A 14113-nucleotide genomic window follows, 5' to 3' on the forward strand; every position below is an offset into this window, starting at 1 on the left:
GTACTCCTTAGGCGTTTTGCGAGACAGCGAGCTTAAGAACCGTGGCGGTGCCGCCCTCCGCGGTAAGCCAGTTCTCCTGGCTGGTTGCATCCGGGAACACCAGATCCGTCAGGACCACCTTGCCGTCCTGGGCGAAGACCTCCACGGAGCACTGGTCCACCACAACAAGCAGCTTGAGGAGGCCGTCCTCCAGGGCAACAGGGGAGGACTCGGCGGAGGCGAACTTTTCGTGGAACGCGGTGTCCCCTGAACGGGTGCGGTCGAGGGTGAGCCGTCCGCTGCCTGCGGTGTAGCTCAGGACAGTGCCTTGGAGTCCGTCAGAGCTGGCGAGCAGGCGCAGCTCGACACGCTCTGCGGTTCCCGGGAGGATTTCAGCCTCGATCACCTGGGCTGCCCCTGGAACGGCGTCCGGCAAGCGGAGGGCTGATGCTCCCACGTCTGTGCTGACCGCGTGGAACAGCTCGTCTTGCGGGTTCCCGAGGACCGGGCGCTGGACCAGCCGGGCAGCCCCGTTCACCGTTTCAAGGCGCAATTCGCGGGCGAGAGTCATGGAGGACCGCCAAGGTGCAGTGGGCAGCTGGTTGGCGTAGTCCCAGTTGTTCATCCAGCCGATAATGATCCGCCGGTCGTCCGGGGTGTTGCTGAAGGAAACGGAGGCGTAGCAATCACGTCCCCAATCCAGCCACAGGCTCTGCTGCAGTGCTTCCGTCCGGGCAGAACCCTCCGGCAGGGAGGTGACTCCGCAAGGCGCCGCAAGTGAGCCTGCGTCCGGAACGAAAGCGACGCCGTCGAACCGTCCCACGAAGTACTGTCCGCCCGAGCCCCCTGCGACAGCGCCGGGATTGACGTTGATGATCAGCACCCACTTGATGTCCTCCGGATCCCCGTCCATGGGAAGGGGAAAGAGGTCCGGGCATTCCCATTCGCCGGCGTCGGCGTTGGCCGGGCCGAAGTCGCTGAGGAATTCCCAGGTCTTGAGGTCATCAGAGCGGTAGAGGACCACCTTTTGCTGCTGCGCTTCAACGGCGACCATCACCCAGAAGGAACCGCGGGCGCTTTCGTAGCGGAAGACCTTGGGATCGCGGAAGTGGGCAGAGTTTCTGGTCAGGACAGGATTTTGCCCGTATTTCCGCCATGTCATCCCGCCGTCTTTGCTGTAGGCGAGGGACTGGGCCTGCGTACCGCCGTGGGGTGTCCCTGCCTTGAAGGCGCTGGTGTACACAGCCACCAGGGCCGGCGACTCCAAAGTTCCGAAACCGGAGGTGTTGTCGTGGTCCACCACCACGCTTCCGGAGAAGATGTCCTCTGATTCATCCCCGGCAATGGCAACCGGATGCTCCGTCCAATGCAGGAGGTCGGGGGACGTGGCGTGGCCCCAGGACATGTTGCCCCAGACGTTGCCGAAGGGATTGTTCTGAAAGAAGAGGTGGTACAAACCGTCGTGGAAAACCAGCCCGTTGGGATCGTTCAGCCAGGTGTCACGTGCCGTGAAATGGATGGCAGGCCGGAACCTGGGGGTGAGGGCCGGGGCTGTTTCCGGGCGTGCGGCGTCAAGGCTACTGGACATGAAAGGCGTTCCTTTTGGGACGTTCGAAGTGGTTTGGTGGGGCTATCGAGGGGCCGCGACCGAGTCACGGCGGACCAGGGGACAGCCCAGGACAGTAGGGTGGAGCGCCATCAAGGAAAGGTCTTCTTTGCCCTCGATGGCGTCGATGAGGTGATCCGTTGCCCAGGCCCCCATCTCGTAGTGGGGGAGGGCCACGGTGGTGAGGCCGGGGTAGAGGTTGGCGGCGATGAGCTCCTGGTCATCGAAGCCCACCACGGAAAGGTCGCCCGGAATGCTGAGCCCCAACTCGGCGGCAGCCCGGTAGGCGCCCATGGCCATCCGGTCGTTGTAGCAGAACAGCCCGGTAGGCCGGTCTTCCCTGGACAGGATTCGTTTGGCTGCCTCATAGCCGCCTTGCACTTCGGAGACCTCGGACTCAACAGGTGCCGCACCGCCGTCGAGCCCTGCTTCGGTCAGCATGGCCCGGAAGGCCTGCAGCCGCTGGCGGGTAGCGGGAACATCATCGGTGTTGTTGATGAAGCCAACCTTGGTGTGGCCGGCGTCGAGAAGTGCCCCGACAGCAGCGCGGGCGCCGCCGTCCTCGTCCGGGACCACGGCCGTGATGTTCCCGGCAGTGGCAACGGAGTCCACCAGGACCGACGGTACGCTGCCCAGGTTGCCCGGAAGCTCGACGTTCCGGTGGTACATCGTGGCGTACAGGATGCCGTCAACCCGCCGCTCCAGCAGCGCCTGCACATCGGCTTGCCGTGATTCGAGACTGGCCGAGCCCGGGGTATTGATGATCATGAGGTTGTAGCCCCGGGCCTTCGCGGCCTCGTCCGCGCCCAAAATGATCCGGCCGGCGTGGGGCGTGGTGGCGATTTCCTCGCTCACCAAACCGAGCATGCCGGTCCGTTGCGTGCGCAGGGCCTGCGCCAGTCGGTTGGGGCCGTAGCCGAGCTGTTCGGCGGCTGAGCGGACTTTGTCCCGGGTTTCCTCGCTGATCCGGGCATACGAGACCTCGTTAAGAACGTGGGAAACGGTGGTGACGGACACACCGGCGGCGACGGCCACGTCCTTGATACCGATGTTCTTGCTGCTCATCTGACTCCCACGTCCTTATGGTTGGTGATGCCCCGGAGGGCTATCTGTAGGCTACTCGTTGATGGTGGCGCTAGCCCTTGGTGACGCCGGGCCCTTGGTGGCGCTAGCCCTTGACCGCGCCCAGCGTCATGCCCGCTACGATCTTGCGTTGCAGCAGGAGCGTGAGCAGGATGACCGGGATCGAGTACACGGCGGCGAGGGCCGTCATGGATCCCCAATCCAGGCCGAACTGGGTCTGGAAGTTCGCGATCACCACGGGCGTTGTCTGCGAACGGATGGCCGTCATGAGCAGCGCGAACAGGAACTCGTTCCAGGAAGCCAGGAAGGCAAAGATCGCTGTGACGGCAATGCCGCCGGACACCACGGGGATCACCACCCGCCACAGGGCGCCCAGCCGGCTGCAGCCGTCCACGGTTGCCGCTTCCTCCAGGTCCCGGGGCACGGACTCGAAGAAGCTGGACATCAGCCAAATTGAGAGCGGCAGCGAGATAGTGGTGTGCGCGATGGACAGCGCAATCGGTGTATCCGACAAGCCCACGGAGGCCATCATGGAGGCCAGCGGAATGCCGATTGCCACCGGCGGCACCATTCGGGTGACCAGGGCAGCCATGATGAAGACGCGTCCGCTGGGCGTCTTGTAGCGCGTGATTCCGTAGGCTGCCGGGACTGCAAGAACCAGCGACAGCAGGGTGCTGATGACGGCAGTCTGGATGCTGTTGATGAAGGACGCCACGACGCCGCTGCGGCCCAGCGCGTTGGTGTAATTCTCCAGCGTCCATTCCTTGGGGAGGATGGTTGGTGGGACAGCGATGGTATCGATCGGCGTTTTGAACGAGGTGAACAGCAGGTACAGGAACGGGAACCCGTAGAGGACCATGGCTACGGCCAGCAGGATCCACAGGATGGTCCGAGTGCTGCGGCGGCCCGCCTCCAGCCCTTCGCGGTTGACTCCCCGCCGCATGCGCAGCGGTTGCGGTTCCGAAATGTTCGACGGCGGTTGGCTGGCCATTGTGGCGACGCTTGTGGTGCTCATCAGTTGTCCTTTCCTGGCCGCCAGATGGTGCCCACTGCAACGAAGGCAATGGCAAGCATCGCCAGAAGGTAGATCGTGCCCATGGCACTGGCCAGGCCGGGGTCGCCGAAGCGGATCATGGTGCGGTAGATCAGCAAGCTCATGGTTTCGGAGGCCGACTGCGGGCCGCCGTTGGTCTGGATGAGGATGGTGTCGAAGGCCCTTGCCGCATCGATTCCGCGGACCACCAGTGCTACGGCGATCACGGGACGCAGCAGGGGGAGAATGATCCTGAACAAGAGCGCCGGAGCCCGTGCACCGTCCAGGCGTGCCGCCTCGAGGAGGTCGCCGGGGATGTTCTGGAGGCCGGCGAACAGGACGAGGCACATGAACGAGGTGGTGAGCCAGATGTCCGGGATGGCCACGGAGAACAACACGATGTTCGGATCGGAGAGCCATCCGATCTGGTTGGGGTCGGACAGGATGCCTGCCTGGTGGAGGAGCGTTCCGATCAGGCCGAAGTTGTCGATCATCAGGAACTTCCACAAAAGGCCTGCAACGATCGGGGCAATCATCAGCGGGTAGAGGAAGACGGTCCGCCAGATCTGGGACTTCTTTCCCAGTGTGGTGAACAGCAAGGCCATGCCGAGCCCGAGCGCGAACTCGAGGGTCACCACCACAAGGGTGTAGGCGAACGTACGCCATCCGGCGCTGGTGAAGGCCTCGGAGGTGAACGCAGTGACGTAGTTTTGGAACCCCACGAAGTCGCGGGGGCCGCCGGCAATTGGGGAGATCTTGAAGAAGCTGTCTGCCACCAGGCGGAAGAGCGGGTAGGCCACGAATACGGCCAGGAACAGTGCCGCGGGCGTCATCAGGTAGAGGGCGAAGCGGCGATCGGAGATACGCACGGTTTTCTTTTCTGCTGGTTGGGACCGCGGCCGGCACTGTTTTTCGCGCGGTGCGCGTGCCGGTGCCGGCCGCGGAGTCTTACTTCAGGAGGTCCTGGATCTGCTTCTTGGCATCGGCCAGCAGGGCGGAGGTGTCGCCACCGGCCACGGCCTTTTGCAGCAAGGGGATCAGGACGGTGTCAACGATCTGCTGCCACTTGGCCGTTGCGGGGCGGGTGGCTGTGGCCTGGCCGTTCAGGGTCTCGATCAGCGGCTTGAAGCTCTCGTAGCCAGGCTGGTCCTGGTACTTCTGGAAGGCGCTGATGCGTGAGGCCAAGCCAAGCTTGGATTCAATTCCCTTGTCGTTGTAGTCGTAGGCGCACTTGACGAACTTCTTGGCCGCGTCCGTGTTTTTGGTTGCCTTGGGAACGGACAGGTACCAAGGTCCCGGAACACCCGCGACGCCGGCGCTGCCGCCGATCATCGCTGCGGCTCCCACTTTGCCGGCCACCGGAGAATCGGCGGGAATCTGGCGGTAGGCGTGGGCCCAGAAGCGGGTCATCGCGGTCTTGCCCTGGTTGAACAGGTTTTGCGCTGCAGCCCAGTCAACCTGTGCCGCGCCGGTGGGGGCGTCCTTGGTGAGGCTCACGTAGAAGTCCAGGGCCTGCTTGTGGGCGGCGTTGTCGATGACCACGTTGTTGTCCTTGTCCAGGACCATCGGAGAGCCGGCCTGGAGTACGTGGGCCAGCCATTCCGTTTCCACGGCGCCCTTGACGTCGGTGCCGAACATGCCGTCCTTGGTGAAGAACTCGGAAATGTCCTGGTACTGCTTCCACGTCTTGGGGGCAGCGAGCTCGTAGCCGTACTTGGCTTGGAAGTCGGCCTTGTTCTTGGCGTCCTCGAACAGGTCCTTGCGGTACAGGATGATCTCGGCGTTGGTCCATGCCGGCATGCCGATGAAGTGGCCATCCACGTTGGCTTCCTTCACCAGGGCCGGGAAGATGTCCTTCTTTGCCTCGTCGGTGAAGAGTTCGTCGATGGGCTGCACAGCGTCCTTGAAGCTCGGAAGCCATACGGAGTCCAGTGCCGCGACGTCGAAGGAGACGTTGCCGGAGGAGAACTCGCTGGAGAGGCGGTTGAACATGCCGTCGTAGGGGAGTTCGACGAAGTTCACGTCGACGCCGGCGTCCTTCTTGCACTGCTCGGCCACGCCGGTCAGTTCTGCGTGGCCACCGGCTTCGACCAGGACGTTGATGGAGCTGGAGCCGCCGGAGCCGCCCGACGATGGTGCGGGACCGCCGGCGCCACAACCGGTGGCAACGAGTGCGACGGCGGTGCACAGCCCGCCGAGGGTGACGAGCTTGGAGATGGTGTTTCGAGTGGACATCGCTGTCGACTCACTTTCTCTTGAACGGAAATTGCAGAGAGATGGGGATGACATGTCTTTGGCTTGAAAAATCGTTTTGCCAAAACGACTTGGCAACGACATTAGGGCTGGACGAATGGGTGTGTCAACTGTTTTCCACGAAACTTTTCGGGCTCTTGACGGCCGGGATCGGATGACCATAAAGTGATCGGCGCCGCACGACAAATCGTTTTGGCACATTTTGGCTGATTTGGCACTTTTTGGCAACGGGCGGGGCTGCCCGGCCGCATCTGTTTGCGCCGATCGCCCCCGTACCCACGGGTGCGTGACCCGGGCCGCGCCCGTTTGCGCCGATCGCACCCGTACCCGGGGGTGCGTGGGGCGGGAAGGGGTGCGTCCCATCCCACGAAGGGGTGCGCCGGGCGGGAAGGGGCGCGTCCCGTTCCACCGTCCTTACACATGTCCACCTGACCGACCAAGCAACAGCCAAAGCAGTCACCGAGTTCGAAGGAGAACCATGGACCCATCTCTGCCCCTGAGCCGGAGGAGCATCCTCCGGTTGATTCCCGCAGCGGCAGTCGCGGCCACCGCCGTCGTGCTGTCCGCCAAGGAAGCTCTGGCAAAAGAACCAGCCCAGCAGGCAGTTGCCGCGGAGACCCCGGCAGGTCCGGGCCATCGCGCGATCATCGGCATGCTCTAGCGCAACGCATGCACTACCCACCACGAAGCTAGGCCACTCAAGCAGTACCCCCAACGATGTGAGGAGAACACGCTGTGACCACTGTCTACGACGTCACCACCTGGTCTGTCCCCGGAAACCCGTCCGCAACGCCCTACAACGACATCGGGCTCATCATCAACAGCATCATTGCCGATGTGAAGTCCCAGCAGACCAACCAGGCATCCAAACCCGGGGCCGTTGTCTACATCCCGCCGGGAGACTACTCGCTCAAGACCCGGGTCAACGTCGACATCAGCTTCCTGACCATTCGTGGATCCGGCCACGGCTTCACGTCCAGCAGCATCCGGTACAACGCCGGGAACACGTCAAGCTGGTACGAGATCAACCCCGGCGGCAGCCGGATCCGGGTGGAAAACACGGACGGAAACACCGATGCCTTCAGGGTTTACCGCACAGGCGATCCGAGGCTCAGCTCCATCGTGTTCCAGAACTTCTGCCTGGATGGGGTGTCCTTCAACTCCAACCAGAACTCCTACCTCAACGGCAAAACAGGCATCCGCTTCGATTCGGCAAATGACTCCTGCCGGGTGGAAGGCATGGGCATGGTTTACCTGGAACACGGCCTGGTGGTCCGGGATACTGATGCCCTGAGCGTGAGTGGCAACTTCCTGGCTGAGTGCGGCAGCTGCGTGGAACTCACAGGTTCCGGGCAGGCTTCCAAAGTCACGGACAATCTCATAGGGGCGGGGTACGTGGGTTTCTCCATCTTCGCGGAGGGCCACATGGGCTTGCTGGTAAGCGCCAACAATGTGTTTCCCCGGGGCAAGAGCAGCGTGCACTTCAAGAACTGCACCCGCTCCACCATCACCAGCAACCGGTTCCATGCGTTCTACGCCGGGATGGTCAACTTCGAGGGAAGTTGCACGGAAAACCTGGTAGGAGCCAACCACTTCCTGCGGCAAATGGAACCGTTCGATCCCCTCAAGCCCTACAACAATGGCTTGGATGACCTGTTCGGCCTGGTTCATCTGGCAGGCAGCGGGAACACGGTTACTGGCAACCACTTCAGCTACGACGTTCCCGCGGGTTCAGTGAGCCCGTCCGGCCAGAAGCCCACCATCATCCTGGTGGCCTCCGGCGCCAATAACTACATTGCCGCGAACAACACCATCTCCTCGGTGGCTGCGAACACGGTGGTGCTGGACGGTTCAACCACCGGCACCAAGGTGCTGGACAGCGGTGGTGCCGGCGAATTTGTGCACTACACCAGCTCCTACTCGTTCCGGGCAACCCCTTAGCGCCGGGCTGAGCAGGAAGGTCTGTCAATGATGACAAGACGCACCAAACCGCCGGTGGTCGCCTCGGTGATGGCCGCCGTCGTGGTTTCACTGTCCTTGGCGGCGACAAGCGCTCCGGCGCATGCCACCGATCCTGACCCCGCAACCCAGCAGTACCGTCCTTCTGTGCACTACACCCCGTTGAAGAACTGGATGAACGATCCCAACGGGCTGGTCTACAACAACGGGACGTACCACATGTACTACCAGTACAACCCTACGGGACGACGTGGGGGAACATGAGCTGGGGCCACGCGACCTCCACGGATTTGCTGCATTGGACCGAACAGCCGTTGGCCATCCCGCAGACCGTCAACGGCAGCGGACAGGCTACGGAAGACATTTTCTCCGGTTCCATCGTGGTGGATTCGCAGAACACCAGCGGCTTTGGAACACAACAGAATCCTCCAATGGTTGCTGTTTACACCAGCAATTTCACCGGCAACCATCCCCTGTACCCGGGTAAGCAGGCCCAATCACTGGCCTACAGCACGGACAGTGGGCAGACATGGACCAAGTACTCCGGAAATCCCGTGCTCAGCAGGAACACCACGGACTTCCGGGACCCCAAAGTGTTCTGGTACCAAGGGCCGGCCGGTTCCTACTGGGTCATGTCGGCCGTGGAAGCCAATGAGCACAGAGTCCTGTTCTACAAGAGCAGCGACTTGAAGAGCTGGACCTACTTGGACGACTTCAAGCCAGCCAATGCCACCGGCGGGCAGTGGGAATGCCCGGATCTTTTCCCCTTGGCAGTGGATGGCAACGCGAACAACACAAAATGGGTGCTGGTGGTGAACATCAACCCGGGATCAGTGGCCGGCGGCAGTGGAGGTCAGTATTTCGTTGGAAGTTTTGACGGCACCACCTTCACGTCCGAAACCACCGATCCGGTAGAAGTTGCCCCGCCGGGGAACCTGCTCGCGGGGTTCAATGGCGGGAGCTACAGCGGCTGGAACGTGGGCAATGACCCGGCCAACCCCGCAGGACCGTGGGGGAGTGCCCCGGCCGGTGGAACACTCTCCGGCCAGCAAACCGTGACCGGTTCCATCGGTGCAGGACTTGTGAACGGGTTCAACGGCGGAGACGTCCCCACAGGCACCTTGGAGTCGGCGCCCTTCACCGTCACCAAGGACTACGTCAACTTCCTGGCTGGCGGCGGAAACCACCCGCGGCAATCGGGGGAGCAGATGGGCAACACGCCGCCGCCGGGCTACCTCTTGTTCGACGGCTTCGATTATCCGGGAACGCTCAGCGCTGCCGGCTGGCAGCTGAGCGGAGACTTCGAGGCAGCCAGGAACCCGTCAACAGCGGGCGGCGAATACGCCATCGGAAAGCGCATCAACACCTTCGAGGGCGGACCCAACGCTGATAACAACACTGGAACCATCACCTCACCGGAGTTCTATCTGACCAACACGAACATTGGGTTCCTCCTTGGCGGCGGCAACCGGACGGACGGCTCACTCCAAGTGGAACTGTTGGTAGGCGGCGTTCCCGTCCGGAGCACCACAGGCAGCAACTCGGGTGATCTGAACTGGAAGAACTGGGATGTCTCCCAGTATTACGGGCAGATCGCACGAATCCGGATCGTGGACAACGCCACAGGACCCTGGGGCCACCTGACACTGGACAACATGGTTCTGGGCTCACAACCGGCGCAACCGCGTAGCAGCGAGACCACGGTCAACCTGATCATCAACGGACAAGCCGTCCGCACCACTACGGGCTCCGACTCCGAGCACCTGGACTGGAAGGCCTGGGACGTCAGTGCCTACAAAGGAAGCCAGGCGACCATCCGGATCGTGGATAATAACCGCGGTGGATGGGGCCACATTCTCGCTGATGAGTTTGTCGCCTCCGACATCACCCGCTTGGAGCAGCACGACTGGCTGGACTGGGGCAGGGACTACTACGCGGCGGTCTCGTTCAACAACGTCCCGAACGGCAAGCGGATCATGCTCGGCTGGATGAACAGCTGGGATTACGGGCAGTCCACACCCACCAGCACCTGGCGGGGTTCCATGGCCTTGCCCCGCGAAGTCCAGCTCACGCAAACCAGCCAGGGTCCCCGGCTCACCCAGAAAGCTGTCCAGCAGGTGGATGGCCTGAAGAACACAGGGGCTGCCTACACGGCTCCCGCCCAGGATATTGCGACGGGAACCAGCAGTCTTCCCATTTCCGGGGACGTGCTGCAGATCGATGCGCAGTTCTCTCCGGGAACGGCGTCGGCGTTCGGGCTGAAGGTTCTGGGTGACGGCACGGAGGCCACCAGGATCGGCTACACAACGGCCTCAGGGCGGGCATTCATTGACAGGACCGCTTCCGGAAACGAGGGCTTCCACCCTGCCTTCGCGTCTCTGGATGATGCCCCGGTCCAGCTCATCAAGGGCAAGCTCAGCCTGCGGATCTATGTTGATAAGGCCTCTGTGGAGGTCTTTGCCCAGGACGGCCTGGCCACCCTCACGGACCAGGTCTTCCCTTCGGCGGGCGCCAACTCCGTGTCCCTCTTCTCGGAAGGAGGGACCGCCCGGCTCGAAAGCCTTACTGTCACGCCGCTCAACAAGGCGATGTGGTAGCCGGTGATTAACCACGACGGCGGCTGGTCACCTAAGTGACCAGCCGCCGTCGTGCGAAAACGCCTAGTCTGCTTTGACCGCGAGGACCGGGCAGTCCGCTTCCAGGAGGATGCGCTGGGACACGCTGCCCATGATGAGCTTGCCCACCGGACTGCGGCGTCGAAGGCCGATGACGATCAGGCCGGCGTCGTGCTCCTCGGCTGCATCAAGTACCTCCGCCGCTGCGTCGTGGCCGCGGACGGGCTGCTTGATGACGTGCTGGATGCCGTGTCCGGCGAGCCTGTCCTCGATGCTTTGGATATCCGGCTCTTGGGCGAAACGGTTGTCCACCAGGGCGTCGCCCTTGGACGAGTTGATGACCAGCAGTGTGTCGTTGCTCTTCTTGGCCTCGGCGATCGCCTGCGTCAGCGCAGCTTCGCCCTCTGGCGTGGGGACGTATCCCACCACGATGGTCATGGTTTCTCCTGTTTGTGCTGGACCGGGGTGGTCTCGTGGTGGATTGATTCGGGCTCTTCATGGCTGTCCGGACCTGACGGTACGGTGAGCACGGGCGCCGGACGGTTCCGCCGGATGAGCTTGAACACCAGTGGCCAGGCCAGGATGATGCCGATGATGACGTAAATCCCGACGGCGATCGGCTCGCTGAAGAGCCCTGCCGGGTCGCCGGCGCTGAGCTGAAGGGTCTTGCGGAGCTGGCCTTCCAAACGCGGGCCCAGGATGACGCCCAGGATGAGCGGCAGGACAGGAAGCCCGAACCGTCGCATCATGAACCCCAGGGCACCCAGGACCAGCAGTACCACCAGGTCGAACGCCTGCAGGTTCACTGAGTAGGCACCCAACGTGGCGAAGAAGAGAATTCCCGCGTACAGGTACGGGCGGGGCAGCTGCAGCAGCTTGGCCCAGAGTGGTGCCAGGGGCAGGTTGATCAACAGGAGCAGCAGGTTGCCGATGAAGAGGCTCGCGATCAGTGCCCACACCAGCGGTCCCTGGCTCGAGAAGAGCTGTGGACCCGGCTGGATGCCGTAGGACGTGAACGCTGCGAGCATCACCGCGGCCGTGGCGTTGGTCGGGAGGCCGAGCGCCAGCATGGGGGTGAGGGTACCGGCGGCAGCAGCGTTGTTCGCCGCTTCCGGACCCGCCACGCCTTCGATCGCCCCGTGGCCGAACTCTTCAGGATGCTTGCTGAGGCGCTTCTCAGTGACGTAGGACAGGAAGGTGGGAATCTCGGCGCCGCCCGCGGGCAAGGCTCCGAAAGGGAAACCGAAAACCGTACCGCGAAGCCAAGGCTTCCAGGAGCGCTGCCAGTCCTTCTTGCCCATCCAGGGACGGCCAACAGGGATGACGTGCAGGGGTGTGCGGCGCAGGTGCGCAGCAACCCAAAGGGCTTCGCCCACCGCGAAGATGGCCACTGCCACCACCACAATGTCCAGTCCGTCGGACAACAGCGGGATACCGAAGGTGAGGCGGCTCTGACCGGTCACGGAATCCAGGCCCACCAAGCCGATGGCCAAGCCAAGGCCCAAGGAGGCGAAGCCACGCAGGCGTGACTTGCCGAGGACTGCGGTGACGGCCAGGAGCGCGAGCATCATGATGGCGAAGTAGCTGGGGGAGCCGAGGCTGACGGCGAACTTCACGACGATCGGTGCGCAGACGGCAAGGAGGGTGGTGCCGATGGTGCCTGCCACGAACGAGCCGATGGCCGCCGTCGCGAGCGCTTGGGCGGCGCGGCCCGCCTTGGCCATTTTGTTGCCTTCGATGGCCGTCACCACCGACGACGATTCACCGGGGGTGTTGAGCAGGATGGACGTGGTGGAGCCGCCATACATGCCGCCGTAGTAGATACCGGCGAACATGATGAACGCGCTGGTGGGCTCGAGGGCATAAGTGACGGGGAGGAGCAGTGCCACGGTCATGGCCGGGCCCAGCCCGGGGAGGACGCCGACGGCGGTGCCCAGGATGACGCCGATCATGGCGTACATCAGGTTCAGGGGAGTCAGGGCGGTGGAGAAACCGTCCATCAAGGAGGACCAGACGTCCATCAGAGGATTCCTTCCAGGAGCCCGGCCGGCAAAGCAATGCCCAGTCCGAGGTAGAAGCCGTAGAAGGTGAGCAGGGAAAGCGCCACGGAGATGATTCCGTCGCGGATGTACCGGCGGCTGCCGAGGGCGAGGACGCTGCCCCAGAACAGGATCGTGCCGGAGATGACCCAGCCGGCCCAGTCGATGAGCAGGATGTTCAGCAGAAATGCGCCAGCGAGCGGAAGGATGGTCTTCCAGTCCGCAGGGTGGGTCAGGTCCACATCTTCGCCTTCTTCGGCTTCGCCTTTACCGCCGCGGAGAACGTTGATGGCAAGCATCACGGCGCAGACGAGCAGAATTCCGGCAACAATGAAGGGGACCGTTTTGGGACCCACCGGATCCGATTTCGAGTACGGGGTTACCAGGCCGTTGGCATCCAGGAAGACAAGGACCCCGACCACGCCGAGCAGGAGGGCGACCCCCAGCTCGGCGCGGCCTTTCAAGCCTGTTGCTGGAGAGCTCACGCCAAACCAAGCTTGGTGAGTACGTCTGCCACCCGCTTGTCCTGGTCAGTCAGGAACTTCTGGAACTCGTCACCTGTGACAAAGGCGTCAGTCCAGCTGTGGGTCTTCAGCGCCTGCTTCCAGCCCTCGGAAGCGTGCATCTTCTCGAGTGCGGCGATCAGCGACTTCTTGTCGGCGTCGCTGATGCCCGGAGGGGCCACGATGCCACGCCAGTTGCTGAACACGAGGTCAATGTTTGATTCCTTGAGTGTCGGGGCATCCACACCGTCAAGCCGCTTTTCGCCACTGGTGGCCAGGACGCGGACTTCACCGGACTTGATCTGCTCCAGGTACTCACCGGCACCCGATGCGGCAAACCCCAGCTTGTTGCCGAGGATGGCGGGGAGGAGATCGCCGCCGCCGTCGTAGGAGACGAAGTTGACCTTCGTGGCGTCGATGCCCACGGCGCCAGCCAGCTGCATCGGCAGGAGGTGGTCCGGTCCGCCGGGCGAGGAGCCGCCACCTACGGAGATGGACGCCGGGTTGGCCTTCCAGGCTTTCACGAGGTCGTCGATGGTCTTGTAGGGGGAGTCCTTGCTGACCATGATGGCGCCCGGCTCTTCAATCAGTTTGGCCAAGGGGGTGGTGTCCGTCAGCTTCGATTGGGACTTGTTGGTGTAGCTGGCGCCGACGACGCCCAGGCCCATCAGCATGGCGAGATCGCCGTTGCCCTTCTCATTCACCACGCGTGCCAGGCCCACAGTGCCGCCTGCGCCTGCGAGGTTGAAGACCTCGGTGTTGTTGGCGATTTTTTCGTCGTCCAGCACCTTGGCCGCTGCCCGGGCGGTGGTGTCGTAGCCGCCACCGGGAGTGTTGGGAACCATGATCTGGAGGCCGGTGATGGGGCCGGCAGCAGCGCCGGAGCTTTCAGAACTTGTGGAGCTCTTGCCCGTGGCACCGCAACCGGTGGCCATCAGGGCGAGGCCGGCGGCGACGGCGGCGACTCGCAATGCGCGGATCTGGCGCATGGTGTTCCTCTTCTCAGTGTTGAATTCTGTGCAGGGCGATCAACGTTGTGCCCC

Annotated in this window: 12 protein-coding genes and 1 pseudogene; 4 read left to right on the top strand and 9 right to left on the bottom strand. The window is 63.1% G+C overall.

The genetic code is table 11. From position 1 onward, the window contains the following. Positions 1-7: 7 nt before the first annotated feature. From FDP28_RS10925 to FDP28_RS10945, 5 genes are all read right to left on the bottom strand, one after another. A complete protein-coding gene (locus FDP28_RS10925; protein ID WP_144661464.1) occupies positions 8-1567 on the bottom strand; it encodes a glycoside hydrolase family 32 protein in 1560 nt (519 codons plus the stop codon). Positions 1568-1609: 42 nt separating this feature from the next. Further along, complete coding sequence (locus FDP28_RS10930; protein ID WP_144661465.1) at positions 1610-2650, bottom strand: LacI family DNA-binding transcriptional regulator; 1041 nt, start codon at positions 2648-2650, stop codon at positions 1610-1612. A 103-nt stretch (positions 2651-2753) separates the two neighbouring features. Next, complete coding sequence (locus tag FDP28_RS10935) at positions 2754-3659, bottom strand: carbohydrate ABC transporter permease (protein WP_397321057.1); 906 nt, start codon at positions 3657-3659, stop codon at positions 2754-2756. Between the two features lie 23 nt (positions 3660-3682). After that, complete coding sequence (locus FDP28_RS10940; protein ID WP_144661466.1) at positions 3683-4570, bottom strand: carbohydrate ABC transporter permease; 888 nt, start codon at positions 4568-4570, stop codon at positions 3683-3685. A gap of 79 nt (positions 4571-4649) precedes the next feature. Then, positions 4650-5936, bottom strand: a complete 1287-nt coding sequence (locus FDP28_RS10945) for an ABC transporter substrate-binding protein (RefSeq protein ID WP_144661467.1) — start codon at positions 5934-5936, stop codon at positions 4650-4652. Between the two features lie 496 nt (positions 5937-6432). On the opposite strand from FDP28_RS10945, the gene FDP28_RS10950 reads away from it, so the two are divergent. From FDP28_RS10950 to FDP28_RS20920, 4 genes and pseudogenes are all read left to right on the top strand, one after another. Further along, on the top strand, positions 6433-6615 hold the full coding sequence (locus FDP28_RS10950; protein WP_144661468.1) for a hypothetical protein: 183 nt from the start codon (positions 6433-6435) through the stop codon (positions 6613-6615). Positions 6616-6689: 74 nt separating this feature from the next. Next, on the top strand, positions 6690-7895 hold the full coding sequence (locus tag FDP28_RS10955) for a NosD domain-containing protein (RefSeq protein ID WP_144661469.1): 1206 nt from the start codon (positions 6690-6692) through the stop codon (positions 7893-7895). 192 nt (positions 7896-8087) lie between these two features. After that, positions 8088-9955, top strand: a pseudogene (locus tag FDP28_RS10960) (glycoside hydrolase family 32 protein); the annotation flags it as partial. Next, complete coding sequence (locus FDP28_RS20920) at positions 9956-10510, top strand: GH32 C-terminal domain-containing protein (RefSeq protein WP_313955646.1); 555 nt, start codon at positions 9956-9958, stop codon at positions 10508-10510. 63 nt (positions 10511-10573) lie between these two features. Here the strand turns inward: FDP28_RS20920 and FDP28_RS10965 are convergent, their stop codons facing one another. From FDP28_RS10965 to FDP28_RS10980, 4 genes are read right to left on the bottom strand one after another with little or no spacing between them, the layout of a single operon-like run. Further along, positions 10574-10966 (bottom strand): universal stress protein, encoded by a 393-nt coding sequence (locus FDP28_RS10965; protein ID WP_144661470.1) that lies wholly within the window; start codon positions 10964-10966, stop codon positions 10574-10576. After that, positions 10963-12549, bottom strand: coding sequence for a tripartite tricarboxylate transporter permease (locus FDP28_RS10970; protein WP_260842428.1), 1587 nt, complete (start codon positions 12547-12549; stop codon positions 10963-10965). The genes FDP28_RS10965 and FDP28_RS10970 overlap by 4 nt, the downstream gene beginning before the upstream one ends. After that, positions 12549-13052: a tripartite tricarboxylate transporter TctB family protein gene (locus FDP28_RS10975; protein ID WP_144661471.1), complete on the bottom strand. Its 504-nt coding sequence runs from the start codon at positions 13050-13052 to the stop codon at positions 12549-12551. Before FDP28_RS10975 ends, FDP28_RS10970 begins: the two co-directional genes overlap by 1 nt. Further along, positions 13049-14059, bottom strand: a complete 1011-nt coding sequence (locus FDP28_RS10980; RefSeq protein ID WP_144661472.1) for a Bug family tripartite tricarboxylate transporter substrate binding protein — start codon at positions 14057-14059, stop codon at positions 13049-13051. Before FDP28_RS10980 ends, FDP28_RS10975 begins: the two co-directional genes overlap by 4 nt. Positions 14060-14113: the final 54 nt, after the last annotated feature.

The organism is Paenarthrobacter nicotinovorans, assembly GCF_007670255.1.
Taxonomy (GTDB): Bacteria; Actinomycetota; Actinomycetes; order Actinomycetales; family Micrococcaceae; genus Arthrobacter; species Arthrobacter nicotinovorans_B.

What these genes read in the sequence shown, in the direction of transcription:
- FDP28_RS10925 (WP_144661464.1), bottom strand. Translation starts at nt 1,567, where the DNA reads ATGTCCAGTAGCCTTGACGCCGCACGCCCGGAAACAGCCCCGGCCCTC.
- FDP28_RS10930 (WP_144661465.1), bottom strand. Translation starts at nt 2,650, where the DNA reads ATGAGCAGCAAGAACATCGGTATCAAGGACGTGGCCGTCGCCGCCGGT.
- FDP28_RS10935 (WP_397321057.1), bottom strand. Translation starts at nt 3,659, where the DNA reads ATGGCCAGCCAACCGCCGTCGAACATTTCGGAACCGCAACCGCTGCGC.
- FDP28_RS10945 (WP_144661467.1), bottom strand. Translation starts at nt 5,936, where the DNA reads ATGTCCACTCGAAACACCATCTCCAAGCTCGTCACCCTCGGCGGGCTG.
- FDP28_RS10950 (WP_144661468.1), top strand. Translation starts at nt 6,433, where the DNA reads ATGGACCCATCTCTGCCCCTGAGCCGGAGGAGCATCCTCCGGTTGATT.
- FDP28_RS20920 (WP_313955646.1), top strand. Translation starts at nt 9,956, where the DNA reads ATGGCCTTGCCCCGCGAAGTCCAGCTCACGCAAACCAGCCAGGGTCCC.
- FDP28_RS10965 (WP_144661470.1), bottom strand. Translation starts at nt 10,966, where the DNA reads ATGACCATCGTGGTGGGATACGTCCCCACGCCAGAGGGCGAAGCTGCG.
- FDP28_RS10970 (WP_260842428.1), bottom strand. Translation starts at nt 12,549, where the DNA reads ATGGACGTCTGGTCCTCCTTGATGGACGGTTTCTCCACCGCCCTGACT.
- FDP28_RS10980 (WP_144661472.1), bottom strand. Translation starts at nt 14,059, where the DNA reads ATGCGCCAGATCCGCGCATTGCGAGTCGCCGCCGTCGCCGCCGGCCTC.